The organism is Paenibacillus kribbensis (assembly GCF_001705305.1).
GTDB classification, from domain to species: domain Bacteria; phylum Bacillota; class Bacilli; order Paenibacillales; family Paenibacillaceae; genus Paenibacillus; species Paenibacillus kribbensis_B.
This window is the reverse complement of sequence record NZ_MCBP01000002.1, coordinates 519,533-542,741: the sequence shown is the minus strand read 5'-3', so window position 1 is coordinate 542,741 and position 23,209 is coordinate 519,533. Positions and strand designations below refer to the sequence as shown.

The window sequence follows — 23,209 nt, the reverse complement described above, 5'->3', positions numbered from 1 at the left end:
TCTCGATATCAGTTGTCCCACACAGTAAGTTTCCTCATATCCTCACTGTTCTTCATAGCCTGGACACACTCAGTACAGAACCGGATACCTAATGAAACATGCGTGGATGGCTTGTTACAATGAATGCAGCATCCCTCTTTGGCAACCTTCTTTTTACCTGTCTCCTGATCGTGGAACAAGGTACGTCCCTCCCTAACATAAGAAGGCCGGCACATTGGCCGACCTGATCACCGAGGCTCGAAAGCTGCGATGCGTTCCTTATTTGATTTTCCATGATACAAATTTACCACAGTAAAAGTCCAGTGGCAGGTCATAAAGAGGTCATTTTCCCGTCAAAAATATTACTAGTCCCATTGACCAATTGTGAAATTGCTTCTCCAACTCCAAAAATCGCCTAATCCAGTCCCAGTAATACTCACTGAACCTAAAGATATAGCGAATGGTACTTCAGTGTATGAATGAGCATAACTATTAGCAAAGCTTCCTGTACCGCCACCATGCGCTACTGGTATTCTTACTTCAGTATATAAAGTTCCGTATTGCTCTTTGATGGGCATTAAGCGGACCGACCCAATAGTTCCCAAAACTTGTGATTGGTCAATATTACTAAATTTACCATCTTGCCAGTTTCCATTTGCTGAACGATAAAAGAAATCAGCTTTTGACCCAATGGCAGAAGTATGGGATTGGAAAGCATGCGCTACCCTATCAGATAAGGTAAACCAAGGGATGTTGCTCCAGTTAAAATGTGTTCTATATGAATACTTGAACTCTCTACCATTTGCTGTTTTCCCCAAATATTGAATTGAAGAAGTGCCTGAAAAAGTACCATCGTTAACAGATCCCATTGCAGATGTGCTAAACTTATCACCTTTTATTTTTTTTAAATCAGCTTCTTTGATCTTGTTAATTTCAGCTTCATTTTCTGGTGTAATTATATGTTCCTTACCACTAAGATCAAAATATTTGTGAACCATTTCACTTTGGATTACATTAACTTTCACTCCACCCTCAGCAATGAGATAAACTTTCTCTGCCTCAGAGAGTTCTTCACTTTCTTTTTCGGTATAACCCATTTCGCTTAAGATCTCGTCTTGCTGTTTCTCCGTCAAAGATTTTGCATTCTCAATCGGCTCAATACGGCCATCAGAAAATTTTTTAACCGTTAGATTGTTGTCAATTTTCAGTGGAGTATAGTCCATTACCTCCATTTCTGCCGCACTAGCCGCGCTAACTGAGCCTTGAGAAAATGCAAGGAGTCCAACTACCACAAGCGAGAGTAACCCTGTCTTCTTTTTCATCTTTTACCTCCAAAGTGGAATAATATTGTAATTCTATTTCCAAGAATATCATATATATAGTATAATCATCAATTATTGGAGGTGCATTCTAATGTCAGTAACAAAAAATAAAATTTCATCATTTATTCTAAAAATTTCATTTTTTTCACTAATCATTGGCTTGATTTATTATTATTCAGGATCTCATCCAAGTGAAACCGCTAAATTAGTCGAAGTTAAAGATGATTACTTAGTCATTCAAAGCGATGCCTCTAACGGAGGCGAGATTAAAAAATTATATATCTCTTCAAAGTCCGTTATCCCTCCTCTTGTTGTGGGGAAAGAATATTACTTCGTGTCTGACCAAAGATATTTCCAACGTCCATATATCCGTTTTGTAGAAGACTAAAGTAGAAGAAGTCGAAGAACCGATCTTCGACTTCTTCTTTTATAGAACCGTCTGAGCGGTATTGGTGTTTGATCGTTACGTTTACCTCCCCGGTATGACGGGGGTTAAGGAGGTACAACCAATGAGAACTAGCATGAAGAAAGTATTTATGTTCTTGTCCATTTTTACTACGGTTGTAATACTGGTTTCTGGTTGTTCAAATCCAAAGGTAGACAAGAATATAACGAAGTCTGGTGAGGTTCCGACCAGTTACTTACAGGCTTCATTTGTTATAGATGTAAATAACCCCAAAGCAGTTGTAGGTTATGCTGACTATGCGTTTGTAGGGTTGGTAGAAGAAATGACGGGAACGGATTATAAATTTCCTGTAACGAAAGAAACGGAGGATGGCTCCAAAGTATTGACGATGCCCTATACAAATTATTCCGTTAAAGTGCTTGATAATATAAAAGGTAATCTGAAGAAAGATGTTTCCATCCCTATTCAAAAATTTGGGGGACTGAATGATGATAAGAGCACATATTTCTTATTTGAAAATGATTTCCTACCACAAAAAGGAAAGGTATATGTGTTTACTGCGACCGCAGAGCAGGATGGTTCTTTACTAGTATCAGGGCCAAATTCTAATATAGAAGTAAAAACAGATTTCTTTTCGAAAAACAGTATCCAGGCGCTGAGTGAAGAGAGCATTGCTAATGAACTGACCAAAACAGAGGAGTATAAAACGTATCAAGATGCCTATAAAAACGAGATTGTTGAAGATCGAGAAAGATCTACTTCCAAGTATGAAGCTTCTTAATATGAGCATTCTGCATAAATTCCCAGAGGAAATCGGATGAGGGGAAACTCTGAATACCAATTTCTGATATAGATTTTTGTAAAGTAGTCTAAACCTCAAATATAAGGGGTTCAGACTGCTTTTAATCTAAAGATCTAATTCGACAACCCACATTAACCATCTTCAAAAGTAACTAAAACATCAGTTTTACTATCGTGTATGTTCCGCTCCCCCCTAGCCCACGAGTATACGATAATAATGAGAGTGCCCGCGAATCCTATGGATAAAGCAATTATGCGTATCTTTTAGTTAAGAATGAATTATACGGTAACTTATTAAAGGAAAAACCCATTTGATTTTTATATCGTATCCTTTAGTCAATTGGTAGCAGCGATTAAGCGATTAAAAGAAGGAGGTTAAACTTGAACCTTCTATTTATGTGTATGTTTAGGACAACTCAGTTATCCTTCACTTTACTTGCATTTGCTCTGTTCAGTGCATCTCCTGTAGTTAATGCAGCGCAGACTGTGCACTCTATAAACTTTAGTGGTTTTAAAGTAAACGATTATGATGTCCTGTACAGCGCTCCCGTTGGCCCATATACAAATAAAGAAAATCGTCTAATGGCTCCCCTTCGTTCTGTGTCTGAACTTCTTGGTGCTAAAGTGGAATACGACATGAAGTTACAGGAAGCTATTATTAACTGGGAAAAAGACAAGATTGTGTTTCACAAAGGTAAGAATATGTATGAGTTGAACGGAAAGTCTGTAGAAATGGATACCTATCCTGAAGTGAAGTATAATTCTTTTATCATTCCACTGGGTGTATTACTAAGAGCTATGGATATTCCATTTGAGTATAAAAATAATAAGGTTATTTTGCAAAATGAATCCTTTAACCAAAGTAAAGTTCTTCAACATGTTACTGAGCTAGATTGGGGTAGAAACAATATATTGGATAACAATTCTATTTTGGACATTCAGAATTTTAAATTAACATCTAAGATAAATTCTACTGGAGAACTAGAGGGCAATTTAACTGTAAGTGCTTTGAATCATTCAGGTTCTGCGATTAAGGAAGGTAAGGAGGATTTACACGAAATCTTTGTCTTTAATCAAACAGTTAATATGGATGCCGATCAGGCTTCTATAGATATTCCCGATAGAAAGCGTCCAAGGATTGAAAAAGGAGGCTCAGTTTCTCGAAGCATTTCATTTGTGACCATAAAAGATCCTCTTCAATATGTTTTAGTTGCCGGTAGAACTATAAAAACAAAAGATGAGCTTAAGTAAATGAAAAAGCTAATCTTTTAGGGCGCCTTCATTGGAAGGCGTTTTATTTTTTTGTTTGGCGATGATCCGAAGAAATAGTAATTGCTTAATTTGTTCTCTTACTTTGTAAGTCATTAAAAGAAAAAGCCAACTCGGAGAGCTGGCTAGCAGGGTTTTAGCAAAAATTATTAGACTCCACCATGTTGGCTAAATGGTTTGTAAGTAGATCCTGTTTCTAGATGCTGTATTGAAAAGATCATTATTATCACTAACAGGAGACTGGTTGTCAAAAGGAGTAGCCTTAACTTATTCTTCATCACCACGCACCTCGTTAATTAAAGTTTGGTAGGATGTTATTATATCGGAAGCTGCATTTTTCCTATAGTGCTCAAGCAATTTCACGCACTCAATTATATACGGTCTGTTATTAGTTGCTGAGGACAATTCCAAGCTGTTAATTAAATTTTTAAAACCTTCTTGATACATACCTTTACGTAAGTAGTAATCAGCTAATCCTTTTAAAAAGCGAGCGAAGCTCTCTGACATTAATTGTTGGGTGTACACGCCCACGCTTTTTTGTTGTTCCGCTAAAGACTGTATCTCTAATTCAAACTGCTTGAGTACATCATCTACAATAAAATCATATTGATTAGCCGCTTCAATTATGTTAACCAGTGCATGTACAACCTCATTTTTATTAGTAGTAACGTAAGCTAAATAGTCTGGAAGGACGCTTATATCACCAGCCAACAGCTTATTCACGTAAATGTTAGCCTGCGCCCATTCTGTAAACCGCCCCTTCCATAACAAGGTCTGTTCATCCGTTTCCTTTACCCAACTTAAATCAGCGTAAGCGTAAGTATGCTCCAATGCCCTATTATAGTCTTTCCGGGCTTCACAGACACCTGCACGTAGTAAGTAGGAGTAAGCCCAATACACAAACGGGGGATTGACCGGGTTCTTCTTTTTCCGTCTTTTTAACTTAAGCTGTTGGTTAATCCCGCACTGAATTGCAGCCTTGTCTCCCATGATATTAGCGAATATGTTTACCTTTCCCCATTTCCGTAAAGAGCGGTATGTATTCACTAAATCCTTTAACGCGTCAAGCTGGTCAGCATCATCAAGGCGTTCAATATAGTCTTCAAACTGAATCGCAGCCTGATAATTTATTTCCTGATCCTCCCCTTGCTTCGCCATAAAAATACGATACTGACAAAGGGCTAGTCTTTCGGAGTGCTGCTTTTTCTCACCAACGGCTACGCTTTCATAAAGGATGATGGACGCTGCGAACTTTCCTTGTTTGAACAAATCCTCGGCTATGATAAACAGGGCATCGCCGTATGCCAGCTTTTCCATGAGCAAGTTGACGACCTGCTCCATACAATCCAGCATGTCCAGCTCCGCGCAATGATACAACAGGGGTCTGACTCTGCGTATGTTAGGGGTTGCTGTACTCAGGAATTCCTCAATGTAATTCTTGTAAAAATGTCCTTGGGGGTGGCCCAGCGTAGCTGTAATCCGATCTAACTGTTGAACGGAGAGTGTACGGTTGCCCGTAACAATCCCGCTTACTGTGCCTGGGTTTATGTCTGCTACCAAACCAAACTGGGTAATGTTTAACCCATTCTGTTTCATGAAGTTTTCCAGTTCTGTGCGTATCGTGGTTGTAGGTTCCAAATGTAAACAACCCCTTTAACGTAACATTTTATGTATTTCGTTAGATAGCGATCTATAAGGATATTCCTTGGGACAATCTGATGCTAGAATATGAGGCCATTCTGGGAGATATTATACCATCTTATGGATGGATTATATATACTTTCAACTAATTACTTTTTTGTGAATTGGGATTGTTTCTTCGCGCATTACGTTGTTAAAGAAAGCCGGAATTCACCTAAAATGTTGAGAGGGAATTGAGGCCAACATCACTTCCTCCATAACTAATATTCAGGGGGAGTCCAAAATGGCTAGAAGTGCAAGCACCTACACATCTGTAATTGACGGTTTTAAGGTAGAAACGAACAGAAAGTATTCATCGGTAGGAGGTACCAAGTGTAACATTTTTGCGCAGGATGTGATGTCCGCCATGTCGGCTGACTTACCGAGCGGCTTAGCCAATCAAATGGCGGAAGCTTTATCAGGTAACAAGACGCCGGGATGGTACTCCGTAACCTTTTTGGATGCTCAAAAAAGGGCAAATCTCGGATATCCTGCCGTCGGGATCAGAAAAGCAGAAGGGCATGGTCATGTTGTCGTTGTCAGACCGAAGGGGTCATCAATCACGATTTTAAAAGGGGTACAAATTGCACAAGCGGGGACCAAAAATTATAACAGTAATACCATTAACTATTCGTGGGTGGCAGCAGATTTGCCTGGAGTAAAATTTTACACGCATGACTAATGACTCCAAGGCAATCATGTATTGACCCCGGAAACAGATCCATTTGATCTGCCTCCGGGGTCGTTTTTTTATTTGGAAACGGAATGTTTGGATACAATGAACGCTTTACCCGGCTTGATAAAGGCAACAGCATAACCATTGGAGAAGGAGGAAGATTCCGCCCTATACTCGAGCTTGGTCAGCAATTGGCCTTGACGATCGATGTAACCGAATTTTCCGTCTGAGACGGATGAATGTGCTTGTTTACCCACTAAAGCCAAGCCTTCCTTGAATGGGAATGTGACATCATATTCTTGTTGATATTTAATGACCAAGGCTCCGCTTTTATCAATAAATCCGACCTCGTTTTTCGTATTTTTTACACTCGCCAGGCCTTCACTGAAATCCTGGGCATCGGTTAATGTAAAGGGAATAACGACTTTTCCCTGTTTATTGATGAAGCCCCATTTTCCTTTGGCATTTTGTACAGGAGCTAAACCCTCTGAGAAATCTCCTCCGGATTTATATTGAAGAGGAATAACTTCCTTTCCTGTGGTATTTATATATCCGTACAGCCCTTTGCTATTCTGAACAATAGCCAAGCCATCGGAAAAGCTTCGACTATATTTGTATTTATAGGGGATCGCTAATTGACCGGAAGCATTAACGAAGCCGATCTTGCCTGTGTTGGGAGCATAGGCAAGTGCCAGTCCATCTGTAAACAGATATTCCGAATCAACGTTTTCTTTAAAACGAGTAAGGACCCTTCCTGTGCGATCAATAAAGGCATTTTCTTTGGTGGAGGCTATGGTGATTTTGGCTTTTCCTTCGCTAAACCAATTAGCTTCGGTATATTGGCAAGGAATGACCAGTGTTCCTTTGGTGTTAATGTACCCGTAGAGATTGGTTTTTGTGTTTTTCACAACGGCCCGTTGCTCATGAAAATCACCAACAGGCTTAAGCTCGGCGGGTAGGGAGAACGCTTTTTCCCCTTTGGTATTATAAAACACAAGATTCCCAGTAGATGTTTCAGCGGCTAATAAGCCATCGTGAAAAGCACCGTCGCTTGATGGCCGAGCAATATTGTAATCCAGCGGTGTTTTGGAAACTTCAATAGCTGTTGCAACACTGGGAGCAGCCGAACCCATCCCGGAAACGGCAATGCTGGTACATAGAATCAATATCGCTAATCCGAACTTTTTTAACATGCACAGGCTCCTTTGCAAGTTGATTTACCATAATATAGACGGAAAAAATGTAGGAATGTTTCTTGTAATTCAAAATTTTTCTAATTTTCAGCACGGAGATGGAGAGATGGAGTGACATCTTATACAGTTGTAAAATATTGCGGTTCATGAGAATGAGTGTCTGATGGGGGGGATTATCATCGGTGCACAGATCAAATGGAAAGGGAAGCTGCTATTCACAGCTTCCCTCTTGTGGATTATTGTTATCACGGATATATAAGTGACAGTTCAGTATGATTATGTTATCGACTAATGTTCTGCTCAAAGGGCATAATTGTAGTGAGAATTCTATATCTCAAGAACTATCTGGACACTCTTTAAATTGTGAAATATTAGAAAAAAATAGCGTACAATATTCATTGTGCGATATGTAAAATGAACTAAAAAAAGGACCTCTTGCATTTTATTTTAGTCATTTAAGACTATTTTTTCAACTCCTTTTTTATAACTAAATACCTACAATATATCTTTTAAGCAGTCTTCCACGTAGTCGGGAGCTGCTTTTTGCATTTGGCTAACCGTATGAAGGTAGCGTTGTGTCGTATTGATGTGGGAGTGTCCGAGATTTTCCTGCACCTGCTGTAACGATGCACCCTGAATCAAGGCCAATGTAGCGTTCGTGTGGCGAAACCAGTGGGGTGTTATCTTTTTCGTGAGACCGACTTCTTCCCTGGCCCGCTTAATGATCGTTTCTACTTGTCTTACGGACAATGGGAACAGTCTTTCAGGCATATCTAATGGCTCATCCAGCGGAAGGATACCCTTGAACTGCTTGTACATACTCCAAAGTCTTGGTGGCACTTTCACCTCCCGCTGTTTGCCTCCTTTTCCGTTAAATACGGTCAGCCAAATGAATGTCTCTGTCGGATCGTAATGGAAATGATCCCACTGTATAGCTACCATCTCAGACACCCGAAGTCCCAATAATACCAGCGTGAGAGCGATAAGATAATTTCGTTCCCCCTGCGTTTTTAAATAGGTTAAAAGCTGGCGCAGCTCATTTTTGGTCAAAAAATGGTTTTTACTGTTCACCGGGATTTTGGGAGTCCGTACACTTGTCGTGGGATTGTGCTGGAAAATATGAATGCTTGGATCGCTTCCCCATTTGTACAGTGATCTTAATGGTGCCAAAAGGCTGGCAATGGTTGCTGGTGCGGGGGTTTGCTTGGTAGAACTGCAAAACCCTTCTAATAAGCCGATTTTATAAATCTCAATATCCTGCCATGTCACTGTCCGTAATGGTTTGCCTGATGTGAAATTTCGGAACTGCTGAATGGCTCTCTTATAGTTACGCAGGGTATACGGTGAGCTGCCGCAAGTACTTAAAAATAACCCAATGATTTGGTCATCCGTGTACGTCTCAGGGTTGTGTATGGAATGGGCATGTAGCTGAGAAGATATCATTTTGGACGTATACATAGAAATTCCTCCTGTTCGTTCGCACAATGAATATTGTGCGATATCCATTCTCAATATTAAGGCAAATTACTGACCGCGCGCCAAACAGGAGGAATATTTGTGGAAAAAATTTTAGTAAACTGTCTGACTCGCCTCTTATCCAAAAATAAACAAGTGTATGAACACTCCCTGCGGGTTGGAAATATGGCTAGACGGATGGCTTCTTATCTAAATTTCGATGAGCAGCAGACACGGAAATTCGTCATAGGTTGTTGTATTCACGATGTTGGGAAAATACTGCTGCCGGATGGCATTTTGGACAAGTCAGCCCCCTTGAATAAGGAGGAGTGGAAGATGATGAAGATCCATCCTCTCCTGGGGACCAAGCTTATTTTGAAAGAGGGGATACTGGATCAGGATGTTGTGGACATCGTCCGATTTCACCATGAACGCTGGGATGGACAGGGTTATCCGTTTGGCATAAGTGGTGACAAAATCCCGTCTATGGCCCGGATGTGTTCCATTATTGATGCTTTTGACAGTATGATTTCGGATCGACCATATCGCCGGGGCATGTCTATGCAGGAGGCCAAGGAGGAGCTTTGGCGCCACATTGGAACACAATTTGATTTGCTATATGTAGAACGGTTTTTGCATCTGCTTGAGGACCTGTCGAGTCCCCTTGAACAATAACTCAGAGGGAGGCATGTTCCATGACATCCATTATCGTAGGATTTATCATTTTAATTATCGTTGTGTGTCTGGTCAACGGAATTGTTCATTTTATGGATCTAAAAAAACAATTGGGTATGAAAGAGCTGGAGAAAAAGGAGCTTAAGAAGTCACTGGAGGAAGTCAACAGCAAGTTGAATCGGCGGGAAGCCTTTCGTTTGGGTGTTCCGGACGAGGGTTGTGCGTTTGAGTTTTTACATTTTGGCGACGAGGCCCTGGCAGGGCTTACTCATAGAAAAGGGATCGGTAAAATACAAGACATTAGTGTAAAGGGGCTAAAGCTGATTTGCGATTATGATCTACCTTTAAAAAAAACAGTCCTCATCCAGATTGAATTCGAGCTAAACAAAGAGCCTTTTGTCTTGCAGGCACACTTAATCCGAAAAGAAGCGCATATTAGCCAGCCTTTTATTACATATGGGCTTATATTTGTTGAAATGATTCCTACGGATCAGGAGAGGCTGGTGTACTGTATCAATCAGCGTGTTTTAAAACAAGCAAACCCCACAACATCTGTGGTATAAAAAAAGCCGCGATCGCTTTTGTCTGTCGCTTCCCGCATGTGGATGGCCTGAGCCGTTGGGATTGGAAGACAAAGACGATCGTGGCTATTTATTGCCCGCAACATACATCAGGAAAGGCGCATATCGCAGCCATAAATCAGTGTTATTGTCATCATCGGGTATATTCATGGCGGAACCTCCGTATCGTGTAATGTAGTCAGCGATGAATCCCATATTTCTGATATCATACAACCGCTTGTATGCCTCGTCTATATGACACCTGGTGTGCACTTCGAGGGACGAATGATGTACGACTCTAATATTGCGAGGCTCGAATGTTATTGAGAGATTTAAGAAAATATATGAAAGCGCTTTTTTTGGAGGGGAATAAAAAGTGTCATATTCAAAAAAGTCTATACATATAAATTAAATGTATAGACAAATCCAACAAGCGGATTTATAATTACTGTGCAACCGTTTTCTGGTAAACGTTTTCTAGTAGTTAGCATCCAATCAGACCTTGAAGGGAAGGAACAATCATGAAGAAAATTTTACTGGCGTGTAGCTCAGGTATGTCTACAAGTTTGCTGGTTACCAAGATGCAGGATTATGCCAAGTCTATTGGGGACGAGGCTGAAATTTGGGCAGTAGGTCAAGATCAGGCATCAGAAGACATGGCTAAGGCTGACGCGGTATTGATTGGCCCGCAAATGAGTTTTCTTAAGGGGCAGCTGGAAAAGGAAGCAGCTCAATATGGTATTCATGTAGAAGTGATTGACATGATGGCATACGGAATGGTCGACGGTAAGAAAGCCTATGAGCAGGCCGTGAAGCTGGTGGAACGTAAAAATGGATAAAGTCAACATAGCTGAACTGACGGAAGAGCAAATTAGTTTCCAACTTATTCTTCATAGTGGAAGCGCTCGCAGTAAAGTGATTCAGGCGCTGAGTGAATACCGTAATGAGAATGCGGAAGGTGCGGACGAATTGCTCAAGCAGGCGAAGCAGGATTTGCGTGCTGCGCATGATATCCATTTTCAAATGGTTCAGAAGGAAGCGGGAGGAACCCAGACTCCTTTCTCGCTCCTTCTGATGCATGCCGAGGATCATCTGATGTCCACGGCTACCATGAAGGATTTGGTTCAAGAGCTGCTGGAGCTGTTCAAATCCAGAAATTTATAGCTGGACCTGAAAGTTTGTGAAATTTGTGACATGAAATGCTTGCAACCATTTGATGCAAGTCACTTCGCGGGGAGGAATAGGCTTTGTTTGAAAAATTAAGCCGGATACTGATACCTATTGCCGGTAAACTGAACAACAACCGCTATCTTACTGTACTGCGTGATGCATTTATGCTGTCATTCCCATTAACGGTTTTTGGCTCCATTATCGTTGTTATTATCAATCTGCCGTTCTTAAAAGGGTGGATGGGCGAGGGCAATCTGACGACTTTTCAAAATCTGTTGAATATTGCGCCTAATGCCACACTGAATATCATGACCCTATTCGTGGTCGTCGGGATTGGTTATTATCTATCTCGAAGTTATAAGGTCGAACCCATATTCGGCGGCATGATCGCGTTGGCCAGCTTTTTGATGCTGACCCCGTTCGTGCTGACACAAGAAAGCGGTGCTACGATTGCCGGGGTCATTCCGGTTGATCGGATCGGGGCCAAAGGCATGTTCCTTGGTATGATCGTCGCTTTTATCGCGGCTGAGATTTACCGAAAGGTGACGCAGCGGAATTTTATCATTAAAATGCCTCCAGGCGTTCCGCCGGCAGTTGCCAAATCGTTTGCCGCTTTGCTTCCGGCGTGTATCACATTGGGCATATTTTTGATCATCAACGTTATAGTTACCCTGACCCTTCACAATAACCTGCATGATTTGATTTATCATGCCGTTCAGGCACCGCTGGTGCATTTGGGCAGTGGAATTATACCTACATTGATTGCTATTTTCTTTGTTCAGCTCTTATGGTTCTTTGGGCTTCATGGTCAAATCATTATCAACTCGGTTATGGACCCGATCTGGAATACGCTGGCACTTGAAAACTATGAAGCGTACTCCAAAGGTTTGGAACTGCCGCATATTATCACGAAGCAGTTTGTGGATATTTATACAGTAGGTATCGGTGGTACAGGTATGACACTGGCTGTCGTGCTCACGATTCTGATCTTCCTGAAGAGCAAGCAGTTGAAGCAGGTCAGTAAGCTGGCCCTTGGACCGGGTCTGTTTAATGTCAACGAGCCCGTCATATTCGGTCTGCCGATTGTGATGAATCCGCTTATTTTTGTCCCATGGGTCATTTCTCCAATGATCGTTACGCTGATTACTTACTTTGCCATGTCCACGGGTATTGTACCGCCGCCAAACGGGATACAGGTTCCTTGGACGATGCCGTTGTTCTTTAGTGGAATGATGGGTACGGGCTCCCTGATGGGTGGCGTGCTGCAACTGTTTAATATGGCTGTCGTCTTTATCATCTGGTTCCCGTTCCTGAAAATTATTGACCGGATGAATGTTCGTAAAGAGCAGGAAGAGGAGCTTAGCCAAGCAGCCCTTGCAGGTAAGGATCAAACTGTTGGAATGTAACGTGAATGAGCTGCTGGATTAGCAGCTCATTCATTGCAAAAGAGAGAGGAGTAGAGCTGTGAATCATACCGAAATGAAAGATATAGAGAAGCAAGCCATTCAATACCGTTTTCCATCCGACTTCTGGTGGGGTTCATCAGCTTCGGCTACCCAGACAGAAGGAACCGTGGAGGGGGACGGCAAAGGACCAAACATTTGGGATTATTGGTTTGAGCAGGAGCCGAACCGTTTCTATGACGGGGTCGGCCCTGCCGATACATCCCGTTTCTATACCCGTTACAAAGAGGATATTGCACTTATGAAAGAGCTTGGTCACAACTCTTTCCGGTTCTCCATTTCCTGGTCGCGTCTGTTTCCGGCGGGAAGAGGTGCTATGAACCAACAGGCAGTTCAGTTCTATAATGCCGTCATTGAGGAATTGCGGCAGGCGGATATTGAGCCGTTCGTGAATCTGTATCATTTTGATTTGCCGATGGCTTTACAGGAAAAGGGAGGCTGGGTGAACCGGGAGACGGTCGAAGCTTACGTGGATTACGCTAACACTTGCTTTGAACTATTCGGGGATCGTGTAGCCAAATGGTTTACGCATAACGAGCCGATTGTCCCGGTGGAAGGCGGCTATCTGTACGATTTTCACTATCCGAATGAAGTGGATTTCGGCAAAGCTGTACAGGTGGGATATCATACTCTGTTATCGAGCGCAAGTGCCATTAAGGCTTACAAAGAGGGAGGCTATAAAGGTAAAATCGGTATTATTTTGAACCTGACGCCGACCTATCCGCGTAGTCAGCACCCGGCAGACGTGCAGGCTGCTGAAATATGCGATGCGTTCTTTAACCGTTCCTTTTTGGACCCATCTGTGACGGGAGAATTTAATCCTTTGCTCGTAGAGCTGTTACGCCAAGAGGGATTTTTACCTTCGACGGAAGAAGGAGATCGGGAGATTATACGCCAGGGTACTGTGGATCTGCTGGGCATTAACTATTATCAGCCGCGCAGAGTCAAGGCCCGTGAAAGTCTGCCGAACCCGGACGCGCCTTTTGTGCCAGAACGTTTCTTTGACTATTATGTCATGCCTGGTCGCAAGATGAATGAGATGCGGGGCTGGGAAATTTATGAGAAGGGGATTTACGATATTCTGACCAATGTCAGACAAAATTACGGCAACATTGAATGCTTCATTTCAGAAAACGGAATGGGCGTTCAAGGTGAGGAAAAATTCAGGGATACACAGGGCATGGTCCACGATGAATATCGCATTGACTTTATCCGTGAGCATCTCAAATGGGTTCAACGGGCCATCACAGAAGGCTCCAATGTGAAGGGCTATCACTTATGGACGTTTATGGATAACTGGTCCTGGACGAACGCTTATAAAAATCGCTATGGCTTCGTGTCTGTCGATCTTCAGAACGAAGGCAAAAGATCCGTTAAACAGAGTGGACACTGGTTCAAACAGGTGATCGAAAATAACGGATTCTAAGGTGGTAGGTGGTCCTCTGGACCGCCTTTTTTTCTTCATCGCTGGAAATGAGCTATGCTGTATTACCGCTGGTGAGAAAGTATAATGTTCGGTATACTACTTATACCGTAATACCTTAACGTCCCGCCTGCAGAGACATAAGAACCAGCGCTACCGGTGTTTTTGGTAAAATGCTGACATTAAACAATTTTTAGTACAGGTGGTAGACAGATGAACAAATACGAGCGGATTGCACAAGAGGTCAAACAGCGTATTATGAATAAGACCTATAGCGGTGATGATCCGATTCCCGATGAGATTTCACTGGCAAGTGAGTTTCAGGTAAGTCGGATGACGATTAAGAGGGCATTGGATACGTTGGTGATGGAAGGGCTGCTGAATCGTAAAAGAGGACACGGCACCTTTATCGTCAAATCGGTTCATAATGGCCCTGTTAACGTCGTTGTCAATGAAATGCTGGGGTTAACCAACGTACTGCGCGGGAAAGAAATCAAAAATAAGATTGTCGCCTTTGACGTTCAATTTCCATCCGAGGAAGTAGCGGCTCATCTATTTATTGATGCCAATTCTCCTGTATATCATGTGATCCGTCTGCGTGTTGTGGAGGGTGAGCCGTATGTTATCGAGCGCACGTACATGCCCACGAAGCTGATTAGCGGTATTACCGAGCAGGTACTGTACGGCTCGGTGTACCGACATATTAAGGAGGAGCTGGGCCTTAATATTGTCGGTTCACATCGTACAATCCGTGCGTCCAAGTCGACAGAACTGGATCGGGAGCATTTGGACTGTGCGGCGGATGATCCAATTTTGGAAATTGAGCAGGTGGGTTATCTGGATACGGGTATACCTTTTGAATACTCATTCTCGCGGCATCGGTACGACAAATTTGTGTTTACTACGGTGAACCGAATGCGTTGAGCGAGCGTGCACGAAGCGGATGGTAATGGGTAAAAAGAAAACATGGCAGAAGGGGCCTCTTTTATGAAGGTGCTTTCCTGCCATGTTCTTTTTCATGAAACGAATTAGTTACCCAGCAGTCTGACTTCATGCACCGTTGGGGTATACCAGTTGTTCGGATTATTAAATAATACCGCATTTACGAGATTGATTCGCACGTAGCGGGCTTGGAGATTGACTTTGTCACTGGTAAAGCCATACGCAGTATTGGTCGTGCGGTCAATGGTGGAATAATGAATTCCATCCGTGCTGTATTCAATTTTATATTTGTAATACGCTTCAGAGCCTTTGTACATAAACCATGAAATATCCACTTCGCTGATGGTCTTGGTACTGCCCAAATCGACCTGCCACCAAGCGGGCCAGGATGCAGATGCAGCCTTCCACGAGGTTTGGGCGTTGCCGTCGTTCGCCAGTGAAGCCGGAGAAGCGGATGCAGCAGAGCTGGCAGTCGCGGTTTTGCCTTGCGCGTGATTCACAAGGGACGGCAAGATGACCGAGCCTGTTGCCGCATCCAGATCCCAACTACTGTACCAGTTCAGGGTTGCTGTTTTATTGGAGTCATTCAGCGTCAGTGGCAACCAGATGAATTTGTGGTCACTCAGGTTGAGTGGATTCCAGCGGTCGCCCATATAGATGTAGCTGGTCCCTGCGCTGCCTGTAATCGTGGCGATAGAGTGAATTTGCGAGCCATAGGCCGCCGGGTCACCGAAGGGCGACAGAGCAGACCAGCTTCCAGTCATGGAGTTGGCGGTGGCATAGGCTCCCTGGTTGGGATACCAGCCGGATGCTTGCGAGGTAAACAGGTAGTAGGTGTTGTTCTTTTTCACAACAGCAGGGGCTTCGCGGTAGCCATTCTCGAAGATCCAACCTACAAATGATTGCACGCCCGTATAGTCGGCTGTCAGCTTGAAGATCGCCATCGTATCGTTGGCACCGCCATTTTTACGTGAAGCTGTAATGAGGTAGCCGCTACCGTCGGTATCCGTGAACACTGTCATATCACGGGACTCGTAATTCAACGGACGGAAGCTGCCTTGGTAGACAAAATTCCCGTCGGGTGTATCGCTGGTAGCGACAGCTACACGACCGAGCGAATAGTCTGTACCATTTTCGTAATGCGCCCATAGTACATATTTTCCGGTGGTTTTGTTGTAAATGACTTTGGGGCGTTCGATTTTGCTGGAATTTAACTCAGGGGCGGAATTTTTAGTGAGGATGGTGCTGCGGAAGGACCAATTTTTCAGATCGGTTGAGGTATATACATTCACTTTTTCAAATTTCCAGTTCTCGGCATGCTCGCCGTACCAATAATAAGTGGAACCTACTTTTAGAATATTGCCGCTGTTCGCCTGTATCGGGTTACCAGCAGTGTCTTTCCAATCCGTTCCGTTGGTAATGGCTGTGCTTGCTGTTGCGTTCAGGGATAATTCTGCATGGGTAGCGTCCAAACCATTCAGTGCCTGAATCGCCTCGGTCCCGTAGGTTGCATGAGTCACGCCTGTCGTATTGGCATGCGCTGCATCGGGTTGAAGGCCTGTACCGGCCACTGCGAGCAAGATACAAATCCATGCGCCTAACCATTTGCTGCTGTTGATCCACTTCACGATATCATCTGCCTCCCTTAATACGGATAGGATGGGCCGGAACGGCTTGTCCCGTGCCTCATCTTCGATTTTATCTTAATTGGAAGCGTTTACAAGTGGAATAAATTGAAGTCTTTGATGATTAAATTGTAAGACTAATAAAATTATAATTTAAAACAGATTTGATACTGCGATGACAAATGTTGATTATTGTTGAACATAAGCGAAGGCAGATGAGCATGTGCTATTATGATCCATTGCTGTTTATCATTTGGCTAACGATGCTTGACGCGACTATGAAGGAAGAAGGAAGTCACATGAACATCAGAAAAATGCTCCAAACTCACCCTATCATTGCAGCAGCAGAACATGATCATGTTGCGCTGGCCGTTCGCTCTAAAGCGTGTGCGGTGCTGCTGATGCATGGCAAGATTACAAGTCTGCTGGAGACGGAATTTCAGGAGCTGAGGAAGCAAAAGCCGGTGTTTGTGCATACGGATCTGGTCAAAGGGCTTTCCAATGATAAAGAGGCTGCAGCGTTTCTGGCCGGGCATGTACAGCCTGCGGGCATCGTAAGCACCAAGAGCGCTACGATTCGTGCGGCCAAAAAAGAAGGGTTGCTGACCATTCAGCGTGTTTTCCTGATTGACACAGGATCGTTCCATACCGCAATTCGCAGTATTAAAGAGAATGGACCTGACGCAATTGAAATCATGCCGGGTATCGCACCATCTATTATTCCGGTTTTTCAGGAACAGACAGGCTTGCCTATCATTGCTGCGGGACTGATATCGACACCGGAACAGGTGGAAGAAGCAATGAAGGCAGGTGCAGATGCCGTATCGCTAAGCCGATCAGAATTATGGAATCTGTAGGTCCGTGAATTTCATACGATATCTTGGGTGGAGACCATGAGAACCCATAGCTATCCTTTACTGAATGTGATAAGGGGATACCTATGTGTTTTTTTTGTGTTCTCTTTTGCATTCAATCGTTCAAGCAGTACAAAAAATCTCAAGGAACAGGTGATTAAGAAATGATGAAGAAAAAATGGGTATGGGGTACAGTCAGTGCGGTAATGGCATTAACTCTGGCAGCATGTTCTACAGGGACAGGTACGAGTGGAGCTGGACTGGCTGGTCAAGATGGCAGTAGCACAAGCAAGGTAGCCATTGCATACAATAACCCGCCATTGTGGGCCAATTGGGAAGCTGTCCAGGCAAAATTTATGGAAAAGACAGGAATTCGTGTCCCGGCAGATAATAAAAACAGCGGACAAGCCATGACCGCGATGATCGCGGAGAAGAACAAGCCAGTGGCGGACGTGGCCTATTTGGGCATTACCTTTGGGCCGCAGGCGGTTAAAGAAGGAGTGGCTGAAGCCTACAAACCTGAGCATTTTGACGATATCCCCGCAGACCTTAAAGACCCTGACGGCAAATGGATGGCTGTCCATTACGGAGCGATTGCTTTCATTGTGAATAAGGATGCGCTCGGGAATGTGCCTGTGCCCCGTTCATGGGCTGACCTGCTCAAGCCAGAGTACAAAGATAAAGTTGGTTTCTTGGACCCGACTTCCGCAGCAGTGGGATATAGCGTGGTAACAGCAGCCAATATTGCGATGGGTGGAACGCTCGACAATTGGAACCCGGGCATCAAGTACCTAAAGCAACTGGAGCAGAATGGTACTATCCATCCGAAACAGACGGCAACCGCCAAAGTTATGAAGGGTGAGATTCCAATACTTATTGATGCTGATTTTAACGGATATACGATGAAATACAACGATCAGGCTCCTATTGAAGTCGTGATTCCGAAGGAAGGCTCCCTGAAGGTTCCTTATATCGTGTCCCTTGTCAAAAATGGCCCTAATCAGGACAACGGCAAGAAATATATAGACTTTATGCTGTCGGATGAGGGTCAGCAGTTATTCGCTCAAGGTTATGTACGTCCCATCCGGGCCGTAGATATTCCCCGTGAAACAAAGGACAAATTCCTGCCGGAAAGCGACTATGCGCGTGTACAAAGTGTAAATTATGAACAAATGAACAAGGTGCAGACAGAAGTGAATGAACGTTGGAAAAACGAAGTAATCGCTGGTAAATGATAAAGAGGAGAGAAGTATGGGTATGGTAAGGCACAAAATCTTTTTTCTAACGCCAGTCATGATCATCTTCAGTTTCTTTTTTCTCTATCCACTGGTTATTCTCGTGTTAACGAGCCTGAGGAGTGAGGGAGACGGTGCGATGACTCTCCACAACTACACACAAATACTTGTTGACCCCTACTATTCTAAAGCACTCGTCAACAGTTTGCTGCTCTCCCTTGCCGCAACCGTATCCTCTCTGGTTCTGGCAGGACTTCTAGCCTTTTTTCTGGCACGGAACGAATTTAAGGGCAAAACGCTGTATTTTACCTTGCTGACATTTCCAATGTCGCTTCCGGGTGTAGTTGTTGGCTTTATGATCATTATTTTGTTTGGTACTACGGGTGTAATGCCGATGTTGAGCAAATGGTTGACAGGTACGCCTTCCATGGCATTTGCCTATACCATCACAGGCATTTTGCTGGCTTACTTGTACTTTGAGATACCGAGGGTCATTTTATCGCTATATGGTGCGATCCAGCATTTTGACCGGACTTTGGAGGAGGCGGCCAGAACGCTGGGAGCGTCACCCTGGCAGGCGATTCGTTATGTGGTGCTGCCGACCGTATTCCCGATTTTTATAGCTTCCGGTGCACTGGCCTTCTCGACATCGATGAGTGCGTTTGGTACTGCGTTTATGCTGGCTAATGACTTCGACATATTGCCAATCCTGATGTATAACGAGTTTACTTTAAGCTTCAAGATTGAGGTGGCCAGCGCGATAGCCGTTGTAATCGGAATGATTTGTGTGCTGATGAATCTAACGAATCGCATCATTATGGAGAGGGGGATGCGCTAATATGCGAAAGTTGGGCAAAGGCATCATGTACGCTTTGATTGTGATCGTCAGCCTGTTCATGATGATCCCCCTTTTGTTCACCGTGATCGGTTCGTTCGCCAACTACTGGGGGTCAAGCCTGTTTGCTTCGGGCTGGACTTTAAAATGGTACCGGGAAGTGTTTCACTATTACGGTCCCACCATTCTCTTCACACTGGTGATTGCTGTCTCAACCGTAATCATCAATGTGCTGCTGGGCACAATGACGGCTTACCAGTTTTCCAAAACGAACAGCCGTTGGATGATGATCATGGAGGAAATTTTGACTTTGCCGATTGCAGTGCCGGGGGTCGCGATTGCGCTGGCACTGATTCAGACCTATGCGTCGCTTCGGGAAGCGGGCTGGCTGATTTTGCTAGGGCATGTCATTGTGACGTTCCCTCTGATCTTCAGGACTGTGCTGGGGACGCTCAGAACCAAGAACTTCAAGGCACTTGATGAAAGCGCGGCTACGCTGGGAGCAGGTCCTTTTTACCGTTTTTTTTATGTTATTCTGCCAAGTATCAAATCAGCGGTATTATCGGGAGCTATGCTGGTATTTCTGCTATCGCTCGGAGAATTCAACATGACATTTTTCCTGTATACACCGCTTAAGGTGACCCTGCCTGTAGGACTGTATGAAGCTTACTCTTCACTGCGGATCGAGATCGGGAGCGCGTACACGGTGGTATTCCTGGTCATTGCAGTTCCATTGATGTTCATTCTGCACAAGCTGAATCAGTCTTCGACGTATACCAGAGGAGGGGTCTAAACATGAGGGAAACCTATATTCGCATTCGTGGGGTGCATAAGACGTATCCGGACGGAACGGCGGCACTTGAACCGATCAATCTGGACGTTCAGCACGGTGAGGTTCTGGTCCTGCTCGGACCTTCGGGCTGCGGCAAAAGTACTTTGCTGCGCATTATGGCTGGTCTGGAGAAGTCCAGCGGTGGCTCCATTAACGTCAATGGAGCAGAGATCAACCATCTGCTGCCGGAGAAGCGGGATATTGGGCTGGTGTTCCAGCAGTATGCCCTGTTTCCGACGATGACCGTTGCACAGAACATTGCTTTTGGCATGAAGCTCCGCAAGAAGAGTAAGCAGGAGATTGCGGTTAAAGTGCAAGAGATGCTGGAGCTGATGAGTCTGCAAGAACTGAAGGATCGCAGGCCATCTCAACTGTCCGGCGGACAACAGCAAAGGGTAGCGGTAGCGCGGGCGTTGGCTACGGAACCCAAAATTCTGCTGATGGACGAGCCGCTGACAGCACTGGATGCCAAGCTTAAGGAGTACTTGAGGATTGAGCTGGCCCAGCTCTTCCGGAAGCTGAACATCACGACTATCTATGTTACGCATGATCAGGTGGAGGCTATGGCGATTGCCGACCGGATTGCGGTGATGGATAAAGGAGTGGTTCGGCAGATCGGTACGCCCAAGGAAGTATATCATCAGCCAAGATCTCCTTTTGTGGCACAATTCGTCGGACAGGTCAACCGATTAAGGGGACAGGCCGTCCATACGAAGGAAGGCTGGTCGGTGCAGTTCGGATTTGACCTCATACCGTATCACGGCAGTCGGGATTTTATCGAGGGAGAGGAAGTGGAGGCATTCCTCAGACCTGAGGATATTGAGGTTGAAGTGTTACCGGGTCAGGGTTTCCCGGTTCGTATCCGGGAAAGCATCTTCCTCGGGGAGCGCTATAGGGTCATAGCGGATGCAAATGGGCATAAGTTGCTGCTGGACGTTCCCAATGATATTCATCTAAACGAAGGGGATCAGGTGCAGCTTCGGCTTCAGCATCACAAGCTTATTTATACGTAGAACAACATACAGCATTGAGGAGGAACGTCAGCATGAATACACAAATCAGCTACTCTGATCTTCCGTTATTAACCTGTTCCGTAGAGGAGAACGTGGAACAACTGGTGAACCACGGCGCGGATAAAATCGAACTGCTTATGGACGGTATCCAGTGGGATCGCATGGATGAGCAGATCAAGAAGATAGGTAAGGCTTTGCGGCTTCACCATTGTGCCTTTTCCGTCCACCCTCCAGCGTGGGATACGAATCTGACGAGCGAGAATCAGGCTATCCGCACGGCTTCTTATGTGGAGTACAAAAAAGCCATTGAATTCGCGCATGAGATTGAAGCAGAACATGTGGTCATCCATCCGGGCTTTTGCTTCTCTCCAGCCTTTGATAAGGCTGTAGCTCAGCAGCGTGCACAGGAGTATCTGCACCAGCTTTGCCAGGTAGCAGGGCCTCTTGGGGTCAAGCTGGCAGTTGAAAATGTAGGCTATAACGGTGCCTCCATTTATTCGGAACAAGAGTATTTGAGCTGTCTGGATCAGATGGGTCATACGGCAGGTTATTTGATTGATACGGGGCATGCCCACTTGAATGGCTGGGATATTCCGCAAATGATTCGCAGTGTGAAGGAACGTTTGTTTTCTGTTCATATTCATGATAACTCCGGTGTTGGTGATGAGCATTTACCGATTGGAGAAGGCTCCATCCACTGGCAGCCCATATATGATGCACTACAAGAGGTGGATGCTCCCTGCCAACTGATTCTGGAATATTCTCCTGGAACAGCCCTGAACCAGTTAGTGAAAGGAAAGCAACTGCTCCGGCAGCATCTTGCACTATAATCCTTTGAACTCACACACCATATCACAAGGGCAGGGGACGATTAGGGAGATGGACCCGTCCCGGTATGATGCCTACTTTTTTGATCTTGACGGAACGATCTATACAGGCAGCGAGCTATTGCCGGGAGTGAATGAGGTGATTTCTCGTCTGATTCAGTTGGGTAAGAAGGTCATGTATTTGACCAACACAACGATATATACCCGTGAGGAGTGCCGTGACAGGCTTCAGGCTATGGGATTGGAGCCTGTGGTAGACGACATTATGACAGCAGGCTATGTATCAGGGATGTATCTGAAGGAGCAACAAGAGGAAGTACGGGCGTTCGTTATTGGAGAGCGGGCGCTTGAGCAGGAACTGGATGTGCTGGATATTATCCTGACGGGTAATCCAATGGAAGCTACGCATTTGGTTGTCGGACTGGATCGGGAGTTCTCGTATGCCAAAATGACGGCAGGTATGAATGCAGTCAGGAACGGTGCCAGGTTCATTGTGGCGAACCCTGATCCGTTCTGTCCCGTACCTGGCGGAATCATACCCGATTCATGGCCTATTGCCAAAGCAATTGAGGCGGCGAGCACTCTTGATATTCAAGTGATGACAGGCAAACCCTCCACTTATTATATAGATAGGGCATTGAAATTATCAGGTCTGGATGCAGGGCGCTGCCTGATGATCGGAGATCGTTTGGAGACAGATATAATGATGGGTGTCAACAGCGCTGTCCACACAGCGCTAGTTTTGACCGGAGTCACAGGGAGCGAGTGCTTGCTTAAGAGCGCCATTGTACCTAATTATGTATTTAGTACACTTGAAGACTTGCTGAAGTGGCTATAGTCTCTGCCAAGGAAATCCATATTGACCCAATGACCTACAAGCTACAACTTACGAACCACGCTACTTAATTTGATATGTTGTAAGTGAATGAAAAGGGGAACGTCCGACCGGCTCAGGCCTATAGGCGTTCTCCTTT

At 44.5% G+C, this 23,209-nt stretch carries 23 protein-coding genes; 18 read left to right on the top strand and 5 right to left on the bottom strand.

Annotation, left to right across the window (positions count from 1 at the left end):
* Positions 1 to 344: 344 nt before the first annotated feature.
* A complete protein-coding gene (locus BAZ21_RS05635) occupies positions 345 to 1,301 on the bottom strand; it encodes a hypothetical protein (RefSeq protein WP_068497872.1) in 957 nt (318 codons plus the stop codon).
* Between the two features lie 91 nt (positions 1,302 to 1,392).
* Here BAZ21_RS05635 and BAZ21_RS05630 point away from each other — a divergent pair, with 91 nt between their 5' ends.
* The 3 genes from BAZ21_RS05630 to BAZ21_RS05620 all read left to right on the top strand — a co-directional run bounded on the left by BAZ21_RS05630 (position 1,393) and on the right by BAZ21_RS05620 (position 3,759).
* On the top strand, positions 1,393 to 1,689 hold the full coding sequence (locus BAZ21_RS05630) for a hypothetical protein (RefSeq protein WP_068497870.1): 297 nt from the start codon (positions 1,393 to 1,395) through the stop codon (positions 1,687 to 1,689).
* 121 nt (positions 1,690 to 1,810) lie between these two features.
* On the top strand, positions 1,811 to 2,488 hold the full coding sequence (locus BAZ21_RS05625) for a hypothetical protein (RefSeq protein ID WP_084011515.1): 678 nt from the start codon (positions 1,811 to 1,813) through the stop codon (positions 2,486 to 2,488).
* A 401-nt stretch (positions 2,489 to 2,889) separates the two neighbouring features.
* The gene (locus BAZ21_RS05620) at positions 2,890 to 3,759 is read left to right on the top strand and encodes a copper amine oxidase N-terminal domain-containing protein (protein WP_256019940.1); all 870 of its coding nucleotides are present in this window, start codon (positions 2,890 to 2,892) and stop codon (positions 3,757 to 3,759) included.
* A 285-nt stretch (positions 3,760 to 4,044) separates the two neighbouring features.
* Here the strand turns inward: BAZ21_RS05620 and BAZ21_RS05615 are convergent, their stop codons facing one another.
* Positions 4,045 to 5,094, bottom strand: a complete 1,050-nt coding sequence (locus tag BAZ21_RS05615) for a transcriptional regulator (RefSeq protein WP_305953034.1) — start codon at positions 5,092 to 5,094, stop codon at positions 4,045 to 4,047.
* Positions 5,095 to 5,701: 607 nt separating this feature from the next.
* On the opposite strand from BAZ21_RS05615, the gene BAZ21_RS05610 reads away from it, so the two are divergent.
* Complete coding sequence (locus BAZ21_RS05610) at positions 5,702 to 6,139, top strand: hypothetical protein (RefSeq protein WP_068497868.1); 438 nt, start codon at positions 5,702 to 5,704, stop codon at positions 6,137 to 6,139.
* A 68-nt stretch (positions 6,140 to 6,207) separates the two neighbouring features.
* On the opposite strand, the gene BAZ21_RS05605 is transcribed toward BAZ21_RS05610, so the two are convergent.
* Both BAZ21_RS05605 and BAZ21_RS05600 read right to left on the bottom strand, forming a co-directional pair.
* Positions 6,208 to 7,326, bottom strand: a complete 1,119-nt coding sequence (locus tag BAZ21_RS05605) for a WG repeat-containing protein (RefSeq protein WP_068497866.1) — start codon at positions 7,324 to 7,326, stop codon at positions 6,208 to 6,210.
* Between the two features lie 495 nt (positions 7,327 to 7,821).
* Complete coding sequence (locus BAZ21_RS05600) at positions 7,822 to 8,784, bottom strand: tyrosine-type recombinase/integrase (protein ID WP_068497863.1); 963 nt, start codon at positions 8,782 to 8,784, stop codon at positions 7,822 to 7,824.
* Between the two features lie 99 nt (positions 8,785 to 8,883).
* Here BAZ21_RS05600 and BAZ21_RS05595 point away from each other — a divergent pair, with 99 nt between their 5' ends.
* The 7 genes from BAZ21_RS05595 to BAZ21_RS05565 all read left to right on the top strand — a co-directional run bounded on the left by BAZ21_RS05595 (position 8,884) and on the right by BAZ21_RS05565 (position 14,996).
* Positions 8,884 to 9,456 carry an HD-GYP domain-containing protein gene (locus BAZ21_RS05595; protein ID WP_068497861.1) on the top strand — a complete coding sequence of 191 codons (573 nt, stop codon included), beginning with the start codon at positions 8,884 to 8,886 and terminating at the stop codon, positions 9,454 to 9,456.
* Positions 9,457 to 9,476: 20 nt separating this feature from the next.
* Positions 9,477 to 10,019: a PilZ domain-containing protein gene (locus tag BAZ21_RS05590; protein ID WP_068497859.1), complete on the top strand. Its 543-nt coding sequence runs from the start codon at positions 9,477 to 9,479 to the stop codon at positions 10,017 to 10,019.
* A gap of 518 nt (positions 10,020 to 10,537) precedes the next feature.
* On the top strand, positions 10,538 to 10,855 hold the full coding sequence (locus tag BAZ21_RS05585; RefSeq protein WP_007433040.1) for a PTS sugar transporter subunit IIB: 318 nt from the start codon (positions 10,538 to 10,540) through the stop codon (positions 10,853 to 10,855).
* Entirely contained in the window at positions 10,848 to 11,180 is a 333-nt protein-coding gene (locus BAZ21_RS05580; protein ID WP_068497857.1) for a PTS lactose/cellobiose transporter subunit IIA, read from the top strand. The genes BAZ21_RS05585 and BAZ21_RS05580 overlap by 8 nt, the downstream gene beginning before the upstream one ends.
* Positions 11,181 to 11,263: 83 nt before the next feature.
* Positions 11,264 to 12,592, top strand: a complete 1,329-nt coding sequence (gene celB / locus BAZ21_RS05575; RefSeq protein ID WP_068497855.1) for a PTS cellobiose transporter subunit IIC — start codon at positions 11,264 to 11,266, stop codon at positions 12,590 to 12,592.
* A 73-nt stretch (positions 12,593 to 12,665) separates the two neighbouring features.
* Entirely contained in the window at positions 12,666 to 14,075 is a 1,410-nt protein-coding gene (locus tag BAZ21_RS05570; protein WP_068498050.1) for a glycoside hydrolase family 1 protein, read from the top strand.
* A gap of 210 nt (positions 14,076 to 14,285) precedes the next feature.
* A complete protein-coding gene (locus tag BAZ21_RS05565; protein ID WP_068497853.1) occupies positions 14,286 to 14,996 on the top strand; it encodes a GntR family transcriptional regulator in 711 nt (236 codons plus the stop codon).
* A 104-nt stretch (positions 14,997 to 15,100) separates the two neighbouring features.
* Here BAZ21_RS05565 and BAZ21_RS05560 read toward each other — a convergent pair whose 3' ends face one another.
* Entirely contained in the window at positions 15,101 to 16,642 is a 1,542-nt protein-coding gene (locus BAZ21_RS05560) for a family 43 glycosylhydrolase (protein WP_068497851.1), read from the bottom strand.
* A 296-nt stretch (positions 16,643 to 16,938) separates the two neighbouring features.
* Here BAZ21_RS05560 and BAZ21_RS05555 point away from each other — a divergent pair, with 296 nt between their 5' ends.
* The 7 genes from BAZ21_RS05555 (at position 16,939) to BAZ21_RS05525 (ending at position 23,073) form a co-directional block, all read left to right on the top strand.
* On the top strand, positions 16,939 to 17,496 hold the full coding sequence (locus tag BAZ21_RS05555; RefSeq protein WP_068498048.1) for a glycerol-3-phosphate responsive antiterminator: 558 nt from the start codon (positions 16,939 to 16,941) through the stop codon (positions 17,494 to 17,496).
* Between the two features lie 164 nt (positions 17,497 to 17,660).
* Positions 17,661 to 18,728, top strand: coding sequence for an extracellular solute-binding protein (locus BAZ21_RS05550; protein WP_068498046.1), 1,068 nt, complete (start codon positions 17,661 to 17,663; stop codon positions 18,726 to 18,728).
* 58 nt (positions 18,729 to 18,786) lie between these two features.
* A complete protein-coding gene (locus tag BAZ21_RS05545) occupies positions 18,787 to 19,566 on the top strand; it encodes an ABC transporter permease (protein WP_256019935.1) in 780 nt (259 codons plus the stop codon).
* Between the two features lies 1 nt (position 19,567).
* Entirely contained in the window at positions 19,568 to 20,356 is a 789-nt protein-coding gene (locus tag BAZ21_RS05540) for an ABC transporter permease (RefSeq protein ID WP_068497849.1), read from the top strand.
* A gap of 2 nt (positions 20,357 to 20,358) precedes the next feature.
* Complete coding sequence (locus BAZ21_RS05535; protein WP_068497846.1) at positions 20,359 to 21,408, top strand: ABC transporter ATP-binding protein; 1,050 nt, start codon at positions 20,359 to 20,361, stop codon at positions 21,406 to 21,408.
* 32 nt (positions 21,409 to 21,440) lie between these two features.
* Positions 21,441 to 22,238 (top strand): sugar phosphate isomerase/epimerase family protein, encoded by a 798-nt coding sequence (locus tag BAZ21_RS05530; protein WP_068497844.1) that lies wholly within the window; start codon positions 21,441 to 21,443, stop codon positions 22,236 to 22,238.
* Positions 22,228 to 23,073 (top strand): HAD-IIA family hydrolase, encoded by an 846-nt coding sequence (locus BAZ21_RS05525; protein WP_373441512.1) that lies wholly within the window; start codon positions 22,228 to 22,230, stop codon positions 23,071 to 23,073. Before BAZ21_RS05530 ends, BAZ21_RS05525 begins: the two co-directional genes overlap by 11 nt.
* Positions 23,074 to 23,209: the final 136 nt, after the last annotated feature.